This window comes from Myxococcota bacterium (genome assembly GCA_041389495.1).
Classification (GTDB): Bacteria; Myxococcota_A; UBA9160; order UBA9160; family UBA4427; genus JAWKRT01.
Genome location: JAWKRT010000002.1, coordinates 1085072 through 1100366 on the forward strand (window position 1 = coordinate 1085072; position 15295 = coordinate 1100366).

General features: G+C 73.1%; 14 protein-coding genes. 6 read left to right on the forward strand and 8 right to left on the reverse strand.

The window, feature by feature from the left end; all coding sequences use genetic code 11:
• The first annotated feature begins 10 nt into the window (after window positions 1-10).
• From R3E88_15480 to R3E88_15490, 3 genes are all read left to right on the forward strand, one after another.
• Window positions 11-1330 carry a serine hydrolase domain-containing protein gene (locus tag R3E88_15480; GenBank protein ID MEZ4217886.1) on the forward strand — a complete coding sequence of 440 codons (1320 nt, stop codon included), beginning with the start codon at window positions 11-13 and terminating at the stop codon, window positions 1328-1330.
• A gap of 62 nt (window positions 1331-1392) precedes the next feature.
• Window positions 1393-1866, forward strand: coding sequence for a nitroreductase/quinone reductase family protein (locus R3E88_15485; GenBank protein MEZ4217887.1), 474 nt, complete (start codon window positions 1393-1395; stop codon window positions 1864-1866).
• Between the two features lie 36 nt (window positions 1867-1902).
• Window positions 1903-2550, forward strand: coding sequence for an enoyl-CoA hydratase/isomerase family protein (locus tag R3E88_15490; protein MEZ4217888.1), 648 nt, complete (start codon window positions 1903-1905; stop codon window positions 2548-2550).
• Between the two features lie 70 nt (window positions 2551-2620).
• Here the strand turns inward: R3E88_15490 and R3E88_15495 are convergent, their stop codons facing one another.
• The 4 genes from R3E88_15495 to R3E88_15510 form a co-directional block, all read right to left on the reverse strand.
• Complete coding sequence (locus R3E88_15495; GenBank protein ID MEZ4217889.1) at window positions 2621-3547, reverse strand: enoyl-CoA hydratase-related protein; 927 nt, start codon at window positions 3545-3547, stop codon at window positions 2621-2623.
• Between the two features lie 113 nt (window positions 3548-3660).
• Window positions 3661-4167 (reverse strand): hypothetical protein, encoded by a 507-nt coding sequence (locus R3E88_15500; protein ID MEZ4217890.1) that lies wholly within the window; start codon window positions 4165-4167, stop codon window positions 3661-3663.
• 109 nt (window positions 4168-4276) lie between these two features.
• Entirely contained in the window at window positions 4277-4645 is a 369-nt protein-coding gene (locus R3E88_15505; GenBank protein MEZ4217891.1) for a DUF3127 domain-containing protein, read from the reverse strand.
• Between the two features lie 76 nt (window positions 4646-4721).
• Entirely contained in the window at window positions 4722-5987 is a 1266-nt protein-coding gene (locus R3E88_15510) for a DUF1214 domain-containing protein (protein ID MEZ4217892.1), read from the reverse strand.
• A gap of 276 nt (window positions 5988-6263) precedes the next feature.
• Here R3E88_15510 and R3E88_15515 point away from each other — a divergent pair, with 276 nt between their 5' ends.
• Entirely contained in the window at window positions 6264-8504 is a 2241-nt protein-coding gene (locus tag R3E88_15515) for a molybdopterin-dependent oxidoreductase (protein ID MEZ4217893.1), read from the forward strand.
• 17 nt (window positions 8505-8521) lie between these two features.
• Here the strand turns inward: R3E88_15515 and R3E88_15520 are convergent, their stop codons facing one another.
• Window positions 8522-9811: a cytochrome P450 gene (locus R3E88_15520; protein MEZ4217894.1), complete on the reverse strand. Its 1290-nt coding sequence runs from the start codon at window positions 9809-9811 to the stop codon at window positions 8522-8524.
• Between the two features lie 78 nt (window positions 9812-9889).
• Between R3E88_15520 and R3E88_15525 the strand changes: the two genes are divergently transcribed.
• On the forward strand, window positions 9890-10486 hold the full coding sequence (locus R3E88_15525) for a nuclear transport factor 2 family protein (GenBank protein ID MEZ4217895.1): 597 nt from the start codon (window positions 9890-9892) through the stop codon (window positions 10484-10486).
• Window positions 10487-10492: 6 nt separating this feature from the next.
• On the forward strand, window positions 10493-11599 hold the full coding sequence (locus tag R3E88_15530; GenBank protein MEZ4217896.1) for a diacylglycerol kinase: 1107 nt from the start codon (window positions 10493-10495) through the stop codon (window positions 11597-11599).
• Here the strand turns inward: R3E88_15530 and R3E88_15535 are convergent.
• The 3 genes from R3E88_15535 to R3E88_15545 all read right to left on the reverse strand — a co-directional run bounded on the left by R3E88_15535 (window position 11596) and on the right by R3E88_15545 (window position 15273).
• Window positions 11596-13707 carry an acyl-CoA dehydrogenase family protein gene (locus R3E88_15535; protein MEZ4217897.1) on the reverse strand — a complete coding sequence of 704 codons (2112 nt, stop codon included), beginning with the start codon at window positions 13705-13707 and terminating at the stop codon, window positions 11596-11598. The two genes, R3E88_15530 and R3E88_15535, sit on opposite strands and share 4 nt — an antisense overlap.
• 163 nt (window positions 13708-13870) lie before the next feature.
• Entirely contained in the window at window positions 13871-14389 is a 519-nt protein-coding gene (locus tag R3E88_15540; protein MEZ4217898.1) for a hypothetical protein, read from the reverse strand.
• Between the two features lie 287 nt (window positions 14390-14676).
• Window positions 14677-15273: a nuclear transport factor 2 family protein gene (locus R3E88_15545; protein ID MEZ4217899.1), complete on the reverse strand. Its 597-nt coding sequence runs from the start codon at window positions 15271-15273 to the stop codon at window positions 14677-14679.
• Between the last annotated feature and the right edge of the window lie 22 nt (window positions 15274-15295).

Genomic DNA, 15295 nt, shown 5'->3' on the forward strand with positions numbered 1-15295 from the left:
GGGACCCCGCGTGCGCCGATCGCCGTCTCCGTTCGTCCGCGCCGTTCGCGCTCCCGGCGCCGCCCTCGCGGCGGCGGTCGCACTCGCGGCGGCCTGCGCGCTCGCGTCGCCCGCGCGCGCGGGCGAGCTGCCGACCGCGCGCCCGAAGTCGGTCGGGCTCTCGGCCGAGCGCCTCGCGCGCCTCGGCACGGCCATGCAGCGCTACATCGACGAAGGGAAGGTGGCGGGCATCGTCACCGCCGTCGCGCGCGACGGGAAGGTCGTGCACCTGCAGACGCAGGGCGCGATGGACTTCGAATCCGGCCGCCCGATGCAGGCCGACGCGATCTTCCGCATCTACTCGATGTCGAAGCCGATCGCCGCGACGGCGCTGATGATGCTGCACGAGCAGGGCGCGTTCGCGCTCTCCGACCCCGTCGCGAAGTTCCTGCCCGAGCTCGGCGCGATGAAGGTGATGACGGGCTTCGACAAGAAGGGGCAGCCCGTCCTCGTCGACGCGAAGAGCCCGATGACGATGCGGCAGATGCTGTCGCACACCGCGGGGCTCGGGTACGGGATCATTCCCGAGGGCCTCGACCGCGGCGAGGACCTCTACCGCGCGGCCGACCTGCGCGCGCGCGGCACGACGCTCGCGGAGTTCGTTCCCAAGCTCGCGAAGCTGCCGCTCCTCTACCCGCCCGGCACCGACTGGCGCTACAGCCTCGCGAACGACGTGCAGGGCCGGCTCGTCGAGGTGCTCTCGGGCGTGCCGTTCGACCGCTTCCTCGCCGAGCGCATCTTCGGCCCGCTCGACATGCGCGACACGGGCTTCTTCGTGCCGGCCGAGAAGCTCGATCGCTTCACGTCGAACTACGTGTTCGGCGAGGGCGGGCGGCAGCTCGTCGACGGGCCGGAGCACACGACCTACGGCGAGGGCGTGACGTTCTTCTCGGGAGGCGGCGGCCTCGTGTCGACGACGCGCGACTACCTGCGCTTCTGCGAGATGCTGCTGCGCGGCGGCGAGCTCGACGGCGCGCGCATCCTCGGGCCGAAGACGATCGAGCTGATGACGATGAACCACATGCCCGACGGCGTCGTGCAGCGCATCGCCGGCGCCTACGAGCTTCCCGGGCGCGGCTACGGGCTCGGCTTCGGCATGATCGTCGACCGCGCGAAGGCCGGGACGACGGCGTCGAACGGCACCTACTGGTGGGGCGGCGCGGCGAACACGGGCTTCTGGATCGACCCGAAGGAGCGCCTCACCGGCGTCGTGATGACGCAGCGCTTCCCGGGCGAGCTGCCGCTCGGCGAGCTGATGCAGACGCTGGTCTTCCAGGCGATCGAGTACTAGGCGCGCGCCGCGCCGCGCGCCCGATGGCGGGCGCGCGCCGCGCGCCGCGAACAGAGGGCCCGATGAGCGACCAGAAGAGCGAAGAGTTCGAGACTCCCGACCGCGCCGCGATCCCCGGCATCACGCGCGCGCACGTGGCCGAGATGGAGGCGTCGAACGACGACGCCGTCTGGGTGCGCGCCGGCATGGCGCACATGCTCGTGCGCACGCTCGGCCGCAAGTCGGGCCGCGAGCACAAGGTGGCGCTGCCCTACTGGCTCGACGCGCAGGGGCGGCCCGTCGTCGTCGGGTCCTACGCCGGCGCGCCGCAGCACCCCGCCTGGTACCTCAACCTCGCCGACCGCAGCGCGAACCCCGAGGTCTTCTGCCGCTTCCAGCACGAGGATTTCTGGGCGCGCGCCGACGTCCTCGACGGCGACGAGTACCGCGCCGTGTGGGACGCGCTCACGACGGACCGCGCCTACTATCGCGACTACCAGAAGCTCACCGAGCGGCGCCTGCCGCTCGTGCGCTTCGCGAAGCTGCGAAGCGCCTAGCGTCGGCCGAACGCGCTCGGCCTCGAGGTACGACGGATGATCGAGCACACCCGCGACGGCGACGTCCACGTCCTGCGCATGACGAACGGCGAGAACCGCATGGGCCCCGAGTTCGTGCGGCGCTTCGGCGCCGTCCTCGACGACGTCGAGGCCAAGAGCGAGGGCGCCTGCGCGCTCGTCGTCACCGGCGAAGGCAAGTTCTTCAGCAACGGCATCGACCTCGCCGCCGCCGCGACGCTCGACGCCGACGGGCTGCGCGCCTTCACGCACGACTTCGAGGCCCTCGGCGTCCGCCTCGCCCTCCTGCCCGTGCCCACCATCGCCGCGCTCAACGGCCACGCCTTCGCCGGCGGCGCCGTCTTCGCGCTCGCCTGCGACGAGCGCGTCATGCGCACCGACCGCGGCTGGCTCTGCCTCAACGAGGTCGACGTCCAGGTGCCGCTCCCCCGCCGCCTCATGAACGTCGTCCGCGCGAAGCTCACGCCCGCCGTCGCCCGCGACGCCCTGCTCGCCGCCCGCCGCTTCACCGGCCCCGAGGCCCTCGCCAACGCCGTCGTCGACGCCTGCGTTCCCGAACCCGACGTCCTCCCCCGCGCCCTCGAACGCGCACGCGCCCTCGCCACCAAGCCCCGCGCGACCTTCGCCGCGATCAAGCGGGAGTGGCTGCGGGGGGTGGGGGACTAGCGAGCGGCTCGGCGCGGGTGCCGTTCGAACGGGCCGGCGTCGGGACGACGGACCAGAGGAGCGCCGTCGCCTACTTCCCCGGCCGGCTCGGCTGCTCGGCGCCCGTTCGGTAGTCGCCGAACTTCTCGTCGCGCTTCTGGAGGGCGGAGGTCAGCTTGCCCTTGCCGGGGCCGACGTCCTTGATGAAGTCCTTGAAGCCCTGCTGGTGCGTCGCGAGGGTGCAGAGCTCGGTGCCCTGGCGGATGCCCTCGCGCAGGCCCATCACGGACATCTGGCGGTGCACGGCGCGCTTGTTGAGCTGCACGATGTCGGGCGGGATCTGCGCGATGCGCTGCGCGATCTCGAGCACGCGCTCTTCGAGCTCCTCGATCGGGTAGGCGCGCGTCGCCCAGCCGCGCTGCGCGGCCTCGATGCCGCTGATCGAATCGCCCGTCAGCATCATCTCCATGCCGCGGCGCATGCCGACGAGCCACGCGTGGAACTGCATGTCGGGGACGCCGAAGCGCACGGCCGGGTATCCCATCTGCGCGTCCTCGGCCATGTAGACGAGGTCGCAGCCGGTTGCGAGTTCGGAGCCGCCGGCCAGGCAGTAGCCGTGCACCTGTGCGATCACGGGCTTCGACATGTCCCAGATGCCCATCCAGCCGTCGGTCACGTGGCGCGGCCACTGGCCTTCGCCGGGCGCGGTGAAGAACGGGTACTCGAGGCCTTCGTTGCCGCCGCCGAGGTCGTAGCCGGCTGAGAAGCTGGGCCCGGCGCCGCGCACGATCATGACGCGCACGTCGGGGTCGAGGTCGCCCTGCTGCAGCGCGTGCAGGAGCTGCCCGCGCAGCGCGTGGTTGAGCGCGTTGCGCTTCTCGGGCCGGTTGAGCGTGACGCGCCGGACGTGGGGCGCCGGCTCGTCGACGAGGATCACGGTGTAGTCGTCGGCGGAGAGCGGGCGGCTCACGCGCAGGGTGCGGTCGTCGTAGGGGTTCGAGTCGGCGCCGCTGCTCATGTCGTCCTCCGATGGCGGGTACGGGCGGAAGGGGCGCATTGGAATGCGCCGCGGCGCGTCGTGTCAAGCGCGGCGCGCGAGCCCGGCGCGCGAGCCCGGCGCGCGGCCGCGCTCTAGCGGGGCGCGCGCGTCAGGTAGCCGTACACGTCGACGGTGACGACGGGCGAGCCGCCCTGCGCGCTGAACACGGAGTTCGTGAAGCCGCATCCCGGGCCGACGACCGCGCCGGAGGTGAGGCTCGCTCGTCCGCCGCCGTAGCCGGCAGTGCCCAGCTGCACGAGGACGTCGACGATGGTGAAGACGGCGGGGCTCCCGCTGGCGGGACAGCTGCGCTGCGGCCGCACGGCGACGAAGCCGGAGGCCGGCCCCGCGAACACGCCCGCCACCACGTCGGTGACGACGAGCGCCATCCGGGGAGGCACCACGAACGGCGTCGACCCGAGGAGCCCCGACGCCTCGACGCGCCGGAACTGGTTCGAGAAGAGCTGGAGGTGGACGAGATCGTCGGTCTTCACGCCGACGTGCGTCGGAGCGGCGAGCCCGGCCGACGCGGCCGCCGTCGACAGCAGGAGCACGAGCGCGACACCCGTTCGGCGAACACGCTTCCGCGCGGACTTCATCGAGACGTCCTCCGCTCCACCGGGGAGCGGTGCGGAGCCTAACCTCGCGCCGCGCGCCGGTGTCAAGCGCGCTCGCGCGGTGCGGGCGCCCGCCGCCCGCGCGCCGCGCTCAGAACGGGATGTCGTCGTCGGAGGGCGGCGGGACGTCGTCGGACGGGCCGGGGCCGAAGCCGCTGCCGAAGTCGGCGCCGGCGCCGGTGCGCTCGATGGTCCAGACGTCGAGGCTGTTGAAGTACTTGATGTCGCCCTTCGGGCTCTTCCACTCGCGGCCGCGCAGGCTGAACTCGACGCGCACCTCGTCGCCGACCGCGAAGCCGTCGAGGTTCTCGCAGCGGTTGCCCGTGAGCTGGAACTGCACGTACTGCGGGTACTGCGGGTTGTCGGCGAGCTCGAGCACGAACTCGCGCTTGCGGAAGCGCTCGGTCACCTGCTGTGCCTCGAAGAGCACGTGGATCTTGCCGGTCGTCTCGAGTCCCATCGTCTCCCTCTCGGTGTCCCCGCGGATCCGCGCTGGGCCCGCTCTCGTGTCTTCGCGTCGGTCGTCGCCGCGCGCTTCAGGCGCGCAGCGCGGCGAGCTTCACCACCTCGGTGCGGATCGGCTCGGGCTTCGTCTCGGGCAGCTGGAAGCGCCAGTCGACCTGCCCCTCGCCGCGGCCGCCCGTGTCGATCCAGTTCGGGTGCGCGGGGCCGGGATCGTCGTGCGCGACGACGATCTCGAAGCTCCCGTCCTCCTCCTTCACCGTCTGGCGCATGTTGAGCGACATGCGCCGCTGCGTGAAGTCGTAGGACTGTAGCCAGCGATTGACGAGGACGGCGCTCGCGAACGCGCACTTCGGGAAGCGCCCGCGCATCACGAGCGCCTCGTCCGGCGCGAGCCGGTAGCGCGCCGAGCTGTAGGAGTTGTCGACGGCGCCCCAGCCGCCGCCGTCGTCGGCGCCGCCCCAGAAGCTCGGCTCGCCGAAGCGGTTCCAGCCGCGGCCGAACCAGCTCGGGAGCTTCTCCTCGGGCCCGAAGAGCACGACGGTGTTGTCGCGCACGAACGACGCCATCGCGCGCAGCCTGCGCTCGATGCTCGCCTCGGTCGGCTCGGGACGCGGGCCGGGATCGACGACGGGCTCGATCGCGATCGGGATCTCCCAGCCCTTCGCCGCCGGCGCGTACTCCTGCTCGAGGAAGTAGTGGCGCGTGATGACGGCCTGCACGTCGGGGCGCGTCGGGATCCAGTTCGATTCGGGAACGCCGTCGGGGCGCGCGGGCGCGAGCACGAGCTCGTAGCTGCCGTCGGCGGCGCTCGCGTACTGGCGGTCGTTGCGGTGCGACACGACGTACGAGCCCCAGCCGCCTTCCTCCTTGCCGCCGTGCGTCGTCACCGAGCGGTAGACCTCGCCGCGGTGGCGGCCGCGGATGCGGTAGGCGCGGTCGCCGCGGATCGGCGCGTAGAAGTAGTAGGCGTCGGGGTTGCCGCCCATGAACTTGCGCCACGGCGTCTCGAGCCGGACGAGCAGCGGGCGCTCGGGGTCGTTCTCGAGGAAGAGGCGGTGCGCGGCGGCGACGAGGTGCACGAGGTAGCGGTGGCCCTCGGCCACCTGCCACGGCGCCGTGAAGCCGCGCTCGGCGGTGACGAAGCGCGCGTCGAGGTCGCGCACGACGTCGAGCAGTGCGAGCAGCGCCGTGCGTGTCGGCGTCGCGGCGAGCTCGGGCGGCGACGTCGCCGCGGCCGCGCGCGCGCCGGCGAGCGGCGCGAGCGCCGTCGCGAGCCCGAGCGCGCCCGCACCCTCGAGGAAGGCGCGCCGTGCGGCGCTCGCGGGCTCGTCTCGCATCGCGGTGCTCCCCTCGCCGACGGCGCCGCGCGCGCTCGTCGCGCGCTCGCCTCGCGCCTTTCGGTCGTCGCGCGCGCGTCGCGCGCGCACGCCTCGCGGCGGAGCGCGCGCTCCTGCGGATCGCGCGTGCCCGCGGTCAAGCGTTCGGCGTAGAATGCGCGCTCGCGCCGCGAGCGGCCGCCGTCGCCGGCGTCGCGCGGCTCGCGCCGCGCCGTCCTCCGGCCCTCGACCGTTCCCGACGCCACCGACCCCGAACACCCGAAGCGGAGCCGCCCCATGTCCACCGAAGTCGTCTACCGCTCCTGCCCGACCTGCGAGGCGAGCTGCGGCCTGCGCTGCGAGATCGATCGCGAGGCGAAGCGCGTGCTCCGCATCGAGGGCGACCCCGACGACCCGCGCAGCCGCGGCTACCTGTGCCCCAAGGCGTACGCGATGAAGGAGATCTTCGAGGATCCCGAGCGCCTGCGGCGCCCGCTGCGCAAGCGCGACGACGGCACGTGGGAGGAGATGGAGTGGGACGCCGCGCTCGACCTCGCGGCGTCGCGGCTGCGCGCGATCCGCGACGCGCACGGGCCGAACGCGAACGGCTACTACATCGGGAACCCGACGGGCCACAACGTCGGCGGGCAGGTCTACATCCCGGCGCTGATCGGCGGCCTCGCGAACACGCAGCGGAGCTTCTCCGCGGCGACGATGGACCAGTTCCCGCAGAACGTCGCGCTCCACCTGATGACGGGCGACGGCTGGATGTTCCCGATCCCCGACCTCGATCGCACCGACTACTTCGTGTGCATGGGCGGCAACCCGCTCGTGTCGCAGGGCAGCCTCATGTCGGCGCCGAACGCGAAGAAGCGGCTCGAGGCCATCCGCGCGCGCGGCGGCAAGGTGGTCGTCGTCGACCCGCGCCGCACGGAGACGGCGGAGATCGCGAGCGAGCACGTCTTCATCAAGCCGGGCGCCGACGCCTACTTCCTGCTCGCGGTGTGCAACGTGCTCTTCGCCGACGGGCTCGTCGACCCAGGACGCCTCGCCGCGTTCACCGACGGCGTCGAGGAGGTCGAGGCCCTCGTGCGCGAGTTCCCGCCCGAGTCCGTCGCGACCGCGACGGGCGTCGACCCGCACGTCACGCGCCGACTCGCGCACGAGTTCGCGGCGTCGAAGGGCGCCTGGTACGGGCGCATCGGCCTGTGCACGCAGGAGTTCGGGACGCTCGCGAGCTGGCTCGTCGTGGTCGTCAACGCGCTCACCGGGCGCCTCGACGCCGAGGGCGGGATGATGTTCCCGCGCCCGGCGACGGGCCGCGGCGAGGCCGGCCGGCCGGTCGAGCCCTTCGCGCACGCGCGCTACCGCACCGTCGCGCGCGGCGTGCCGGAGGTCGCGGGCCAGGTGCCGTGCGGGGTCATGGCCGAGGAGATCGAGCGCGCGAGCGCCGGCGAGCAGCGCATGCGCGGGCTCGTCACGGTGTGCGGCAACCCCGTGCTCTCCGCGCCGAACGGCGAGCGTCTCGCGAAGGCGCTCGACGAGCTCGAGTTCATGGTGTCGGTCGACATCTACCTGAACGAGACGACGCGGCACGCGGACCTGATCCTGCCGAGCACCGTGCAGCTCGAGCACGACAACTACGACTTCCTGTTCGAGTCGACCGCGGTGCGGAACTTCGCGCGCTACTCGCCGCGCTTCTTCGAGCCCGACGACGACCAGCGCCCGCACTGGTGGATCCTGCGCGAGCTCGGCGCGCGGCTCGCGGGCGTCGAGGGGCGCGTCGTCGACGACATGATGGTCGGCGGGCTCCTCGCGATGGCGGTCGGACCCGGCACGAAGCACCCGGGCGTCGCGCCCGAGGAGGCGCGCGTGAAGCTCGGCGACGAGGAGGGCCCGATGCGGCTCGTCGACGCGATGGTGCGCGTCGGCCCGTACGGCGACGGCTTCGACGACGCGCGCGAGGGGCTCGGCCTCGCGAAGCTGCGCGCGGCGGAGCACGGCGTCGACCTCGGCCCGCTCGCGCCGCGCCTTCCGGAGGCGCTCGCGACGCCCGACGCGCGCCTGCACCTCGCGCCCGACTACCTGCTCGCGGACGTGCCGCGGCTGCGCGCGGGCCTCGCGGAGCGCAGCCGCGACGGCGGCCTCGTGCTCGTCGGCCGCCGGCAGGTGCGCAACATGAACTCGTGGCTCCACAACCTGCCCGCGCTCGCGAAGGGCCGCGACCGCTGCACGCTGCTCGTGAGCCCGAAGGACGCGACGCGCCTCGGGCTCGCGACGCGCGGCCGCGCGCGCGTGCGCTCGCGCGTCGGCGAGGTGGAGGTGGCCGTCGAGGTCACGGACGAGATGATGCCGGGCGTCGTGAGCCTGCCGCACGGCTTCGGGCACGGGCTCGTCGGGACGCGCATGCGCGTCGCCGCCGAGAAGCAGCCCGGCGCGTGCTCGAACTACCTGACGGACGAGGTGCCGCTCGACGTCCCTTCCGGCACGCACGTCGCGAACGGGATCCCGGTCGAGGTCGTCGCCGTCCCCGCCTGAGGCGCGCGCGATCGACGCTAGGCGTCGCGCCCCGGTCGTCCGGGCGTGAACGCGCACGGCATGCGCTTGATCCCGTGGATGAAGTTCGACAGCAGCCGGTCGGGCTCGCCCGTGATCTCGAGGTCCGGCAGGCGGCGGAAGATCTCGCGGAACATCACGCGGATCTCGCGCCGCGCGAGGTTCGCGCCGAGGCAGTGGTGCGGCCCGGGCCCGCCGAAGCCCACGTGCTCGTTCGGGTCGCGCGTCACGTCGAAGCGGAACGGGTCGGTGAAGACGTCCTCGTCGCGGTTGGCCGAGGCGTAGAAGAGCAGCGCCTTGTCGCCCTCGCGGAGCAGCGTGTCGCCGAGGCGGTGGTCGCGCGTCAGCGTCCGCCGCATGAAGATGACGGGCGACGACCAGCGCACGATCTCGTCGACCGCCGTCTCCGCGACGCCCTCGAAGTCCGCCGCCCACTTCGCGCGCTCGGCGGGGTGGTCGCAGAGCGCCTTCATGCCGTGGCTGATGGCGTTGCGCGTCGTCTCGTTGCCCGCGACGACGAGCAGGATGAAGAACGAGAGCACCTCCTCGCTCGTGAGCACGTCCGTGTCGCCCTCGAACGCGTGGAGGAGCTGGCTCGTGAGGTCGTCGCGCGGGTTCTTCTTGCGGTCCTCGGCCATCTCGCGCATGAGCGCGGCGAGCTCGCCGCCCGCCGTCATCGCCGCGGCGAGCGGGTTCTCGCCCTCCGGCACGAACTCCGGGTCGGTCAGGCCGAGGATCAGGTTCGTCTTGTCGAACACGAAGCGCTGCTGGCTGTCCGGGATGCCCATCATCTCGCAGATGATCTCGAGCGGGAGCGGCGCGGCGATGTCGGCGACGAAGTCGCACTCGCCGCGCTCGACGACGCGGTCGACGATCGCGCGCGCGCGGCGGTCGATGCCGGCCTCGACCGCGCCGAGCGCGCGCGGCGTGAAGCCGCGCGAGACGATGCGGCGCTGTCGGCCGTGGCGCGGATCGTCCATGTTGATCATGCCGCCGAAGAACTCGAGCATCGGCTCGGGCATGTCGGCGATCGACGTCGCGCCGCGCCCCGAGCTGAACACCGCGGGGAGCCGGCTCGCCTCGAGCACGTGCGCGTGCTTCGTGAGCGCCCAGTAGCCCGGGCCCTTCGGCAGCGGCAGCGTCTCCGGCATCACCTCCTCGAAGAAGCGCACGGGCGCCTCCCGTCGCAGCGTCGCGAACGCACCCTCGCGCTCGGGCATCGGCCGCCGCCAGAAGTCGAGCTGCGAGAGGTCGATCTCGTCGAGCGGAAGGACGGACTGCGGCTGCATGGGCTCCTCTCTCCTCGGCGCCCCCGACCGCGTCGAGGGCCTCGCGAGCGTGCGCGGGCGCGTGCGCGGGGGCGGAGCATGCCCGAGCCGGTCGCGCCGCGCCCGCGCGCGGGGCTTGAGCCGGGCGTGCCGCTCGTGAAAGGATCGCCGCTCCACGAGGAGACGAACCGCATGGCCTTTCCCGAGTCCGAGATCCGCGCGGCGCTCGGCCGCTACCTCGCGCTGCGCGAGCGCATCGACCGCGGCGAGCTGCCGTGGTCGGCGCTCGCCGACTGCTTCACCGACGACGTCGTGTTCATCGACCCGGCCTGGGGGCGCATCGAGGGCAAGCCCGCGCTGCGCACCTTCCTCGACGAGAGCATGGCGGGGCTCGACGACTGGACCTTCCCCGAGCTGTGGAACTTCGTCGACGGCAACCGGCTGGTGACGTGCTTCGCGCAGCGCATGGGCACGCGCGCCGACGGCACGTCGATCGAGTGCATCGGGATCTCGACGCTCTACTACGCCGGCGACGGGCTCTTCTGCTACGAGCACGACCTCATGAACATGGGCGAGGTCGACCAGCTCATGCGCGAGATGAAGTGGCGCCCGCCGGAGGGGTTCCACTTCCCGCCGAAGCAGCCCGTCCGCGACACGTCGCTGCCGAAGGGCCGCGAGCACCTGGCGAAGGGGTAGGGCGCCGTGGCCGGAGTGCGCGACGCCGCGCGGCGCCCGCTGCGCGTGATCCAGTGGTCCACCGGCAATGCGGGGCGCTGCGCGGTGCGCGGCATCGTGCGGCACCCCGACCTCGAGCTCGTCGGCCTCCACGCGCACGCGGCCGACAAGCAGGGGCGCGACGCCGCCGAGCTCGCCGGGCTCGACGCGCCGACCGGCGTGCGCGCGACGAACGACGTCGATGCGCTGCTCGCGCTCGACGCCGACTGCGTCTGCTACATGGCGCAGGGCGAGACGCGCGTGCGCGAGACCGTCGAGGAGCTGGCGCGCATCCTGCGCTCCGGCAAGAACGTCGTGAACACGTCGCTCGTCTCGCTCTGCTATCCGGCGTTCAGCCCGAAGATCCGCGACGAGCTCGCGCGGGCGTGCGCGGACGGCGGAACGACCTTCCTCACCTCGGGCTTCGACCCGGGCTTCTCCGGCGACTGGATCCCGCTCGCGCTCGCGTCGACGTGCGAGCGCGTCGACTCGATCCGCGTCACCGAGTGCATGGACTACTCGACGTACGAGGACCCGGGCTTCACGGGCGTCTTCTTCGGCTACGGCCGGCCGCTCGACTACGCCGCGCCGCTGCTGCAGCCCGGCATGCTGCGCGGCGGCTGGGGCTGCATGGTGCTCCTGCTCGCGGATGCGCTCGGCGTGACGCTCGACGAGATCCGCGAGGTGCACGAGCGGTTGCCCGCGCCGGAGTCGTTCGACACGAAGATGGGCCGCATCGAGAAGGGCACCTGCGCGGGAGTGCGCTTCGAGGTGCAGGGCATCGTCGACGGGCGGCCCGCGCTCGTCGCCGCGCACGTGAACCGGCTGCGCCAGGACATCGGCCCGCACTGGGACCGCCTCTCGGGCGACAAGCACTCGGGCTACCGCATCGAGGTGAAGGGCTCGCCGTCGCTCACGTGCGAGATCGAGCCCGTCGGCGACGACGGCGACCACAACACGGCGGGCATCCTCGGCACGGCGATGCGCGTCGTGAACGCGATCCCGGCCGTGTGCGCGCACGCACCGGGCGTGATCTCGACGCTCGATCTGCCCGTGTTCACCGCGCGCGGGATCGGCGGACGCGCGCGTCGCTAGGCGAGCGCGCGCCAGGCGCGAATGCCGCGCGGCGCGCGTCCGCTCCGGGCGATCGCGGCGCCGAGCTCCGCCTCGAGCGCGAAGCGGCTCCCGAGGACGGCGTCGAGAACGTGGATGCGCCGCGCGAGGCGCGGGTGGGCGTGCTCGCGCGTGAAGCCGATGGCGCCGAAGCACTGGAGCGCGCGCTGCGCGACGGCGAGCCCCGCGCGGCCGGCGAACGCCTTGGCGATCGCGGCGAGCTGCGCGTCGTCGCCGGCCGTCCACTGCTCGATCGCCGAGCGGCACAGCTCGTCCGTGCCCGACACGTCGACGTAGGACTCCGAGAGCAGGTGCTGGACGGCCTGGAACGAGGCGAGCGGCTGGCCGAACTGCTGCCGCTCGTTCGCGTGTGCGATCGCGAGCGAGAGGAGCTCCTTCGCGGCGCCGAGCATCGCGTGTGCGGCGCCGATGCGCGCGAGCGCGAGCGCGCGCGCATCGCCGCCGGCGTCGACCTCGACGCCGCGCGCGCGCGCGCCCGCGCCGGAGACGCGCGCGACGAGCGCCGCGTCGACCGCGGCCGGCGCGTGCGGTGCACACTCGCGCGCGTCGAAGCCGCGCGCGCTTCCGGCGCCCGGCACGACGAGGTGCCGCGTGCGCGCGTCCCAGCCGAGCGCGGCCACCGCGTCGGGCGCGCCGTCGGAGGCCACGGCGAACGCGAGGTCGGCGGCGTCCGCGCCGAGCGCGTCGGCGTACGCGCTCGCGCGCACGCCCGCGAGCGCCGGGCTCGCGACGCCCGCCGCGCCCTCGCGCTCGAACCACGCGGCGAACGCCGCGGCGCCGAGGGCGTCCTGCGGTCGCGCCGCGAACGCCCACCAGTCGAGCCCGTCGAGCGCGGCGCGCGCGTCACCCGCCTTGTCGAGCGCGTCGGACACGCTCGCGCGCACCGCGGCGAGCTCGTCGTCGTTCGCGCGCGGGTCGACGAAGCCGCCGCGCGAGACGAGCAGCTTCGCGATGACGTTGAGCTGGATCGGGCGCGCGCCGCCGTACACGCTCGCCGCGCGCGAGTACTCGTACTGCTCCTGCCAGCGCGCGGCCTCGTCGATCTCGCCGAGGTCGAGCCCGGGTGACAGCACCTCGCGCGCGACGTCGTAGAAGCGCTGCTCGGCGTCGATCACGGCGACCTTCGAGACGGAGGCCTCGGGGCCCGGCTGCTCGCCGCGCGCGAGCGTCTCCATCACGGCGCGCGAACGGCACCGGAGTGCGACGAGCCGCGCGAGCGCGTCGCCGAGGTCGGCCTCGCGTCCGCGCGCGCCGGGGCGCGCGGCGAGCGCCTCGAGCCGCGGCAGGATCTCGCAGCTGCGGATCCACGCATAGCTTCCGCGCTCGCCCGCGAGGATGTGCATGGCGACCGCCCAGCCCTCGCCCTCGGCGCCGATCCGCTGCTCGGCGCCGACGCGCACGCCGTCGAAGAACACCTCCGCGAGCTCGGGGCTTCCGTTCGGGTGCTCGATCGGGCGCACGTCGATGCCGGGCTCGTCGAGCGGGATCGCGAAGGCAGAGAGCCCGCGGTGGCGGTCCTCGGGCGCGCCCGTGCGCGCGAGCAGCAGCACGTGGCTCGCCCACTTCGCCCAGCTCGTCCAGATCTTGTGGCCGTCGACGACGTAGTCGCCGCGCGCGTCGCGCGCGGCGCGCGTGCGCAGCGCGGCGAGGTCGGAGCCGGCGGTCGGCTCGGAGAAGCCCTGGCACCAGAGCAGGTCGCCGCGCAGCGTCGGTGCGGCCAGACGCTCGCGCAGCGCGGGGCTCGCGAAGCGCTCGAAGGCGGGAATCAGGACCTCGAGGTGCTCGAAGACGAAGCGCGGCGGGTAGCCGGCCTCCTCGAGCAGGTCGATCACGACGGCGCGGTGGAGGATGTCGCCGCCGAGGCCGCCGCAGGCGGGCGACCAGCCGCAGCGCGCCCAGCCCGCGTCGAAGAGCTCGCGCTGCAGGGCGCGCGCCTGCGCGACGCGCGCGTCGACGTCCTCGAGGACGCGGCGATGGCGGGCGTGGGCGGAGGCGCGTTCGTCGAGCCAGGCGCGGAACGCGCTCGCGAAGGCGTCGAGGGGGAGGGCGGCGGTCGCGGCGTCGGCCATCGCCGCGAGCCTACACCGACGCCGGTCGCGTCCGGGGCGCGAAGCGCGGCGGTCGGGGAGCGCGCTCCGCGCGCGCGGAGAGGCGCGGGCCCCGAACGACGAAGCGCCGGGAGACGCTGCCGTCTCCCGGCGCTCGTGCGAGCCGCGCGGTGCGCGATCGGTGCTAGTCGACGTCCTCGACCTGCGCCTCGATGCGCTCGATCTCCTTGAGCTCGTCGTCCGTGATGGGCAGGTAGAGGGTCGTGATCGAGAGCGGATCGTTCTTCCCCATGCCGGGGCGGATCACGACGGGAACCTCGGTCTTCTCGGCGATCAGCTTCTGGAGCTGACCGGGCAGCCAGTTCGGGTCCTCGAGGTCGTTCAGCATGCGGCCCTCGAAGTTCGACCGCACCTGCGTGACGCTCAGGCGCCCGCCCGTCTCCTTCACCGAGAAGATCTTCTCCTTCTTGAACTTGCCCGAGCACTGCTTGGGGAGCTTCGACTGCTGGTTGCCGCCGCCGCTGTCCGGCCGCGGGAAGAACTTGCGCTCGTTGCCCTTCACGAAGTCGACCTCGACCTCGTGCTTCGCCGCGTCGTACGACTTGAAGACGGCGAAGAGGGCGCAGCTGCTGCTCGCAGCGAAGGCGCTCGACGGTCCGAAGACGAGGGCTGCGATCGCGAGAAGCGTGAGTCGATGGAACATCCCTGGGTTCTCCTCGTTCCTGGTCGTGAGTCGATCCGCGCGACGTCGGCGACTCGGGTTCCGCGGATGGCCCCGTTCCCGGTCCTCGACCCGGGGCTCGATCTTCGGGGTGGGTGCCCGCCGGAGCGGTGCGGAGCCCACCCTGGATCCGCGCGGCCGGAGCGACGGGTTTAGCGCGGAGGGCATTCGAACGAAAGCCGACCTCCGCCCACATTCCCGCGGCGCGAAGGCCCGTCCGACGGCGCCCGTCGCTCCGCTGACGCGCGGTCAGATGCGCTCGCGCGCCGTCAGAGCGGCGTCCCGTTCGCGCCGAGGTAGTGCGTGGACAGATGGGGCAGGTCGTCCACCGGTCGGTTGATCTCGTAGATCCGCCGGTAGCTCGTGTCCTTGATGGTCCAGCGGCCTCCCACCTTGAGATAGCGGTCCCAGTAGAGCGCCGTGCCGGTGGTGAAGAACTTGTGGTTGAGCATCCACATGTTGTCGGACAGGTACCAGATGCCCGTCGCCTCGGTGTCGCTCAGGATCTGGATCTCGGGCTGGTGCCCGTTGTGGTGGCCGATCGCCTCGCGGTGGAACGACTGCTTCACGGAGGCGACGTACGCGTCGCGTCCCTGCAGCTTCCACTCGTAGGTTCCGCCGGTGAAGTGGACCGCGACGTCCTCGTGGAAGAGCGTCGCGAGCTCCTCGAAGTTCGCGGTGTCGATGCACCGGAAGTAGGCGTGCTTGAGCTGCTTGATCGCCTCGATGTCCATCAGTCGCTGGACGTCGCGGCGCAGCTCCTCGATGCCGCCGCTCGACGCCTCGAGCGGGAGTCCGGGCGCGATGCCCATGGCGCGCTTCGTGAGCGCGCCCTCCACGGTGTTCGGGAGCGGGTTCCTCGTCATGGCGGTCGTCGTCGCCTCCTCT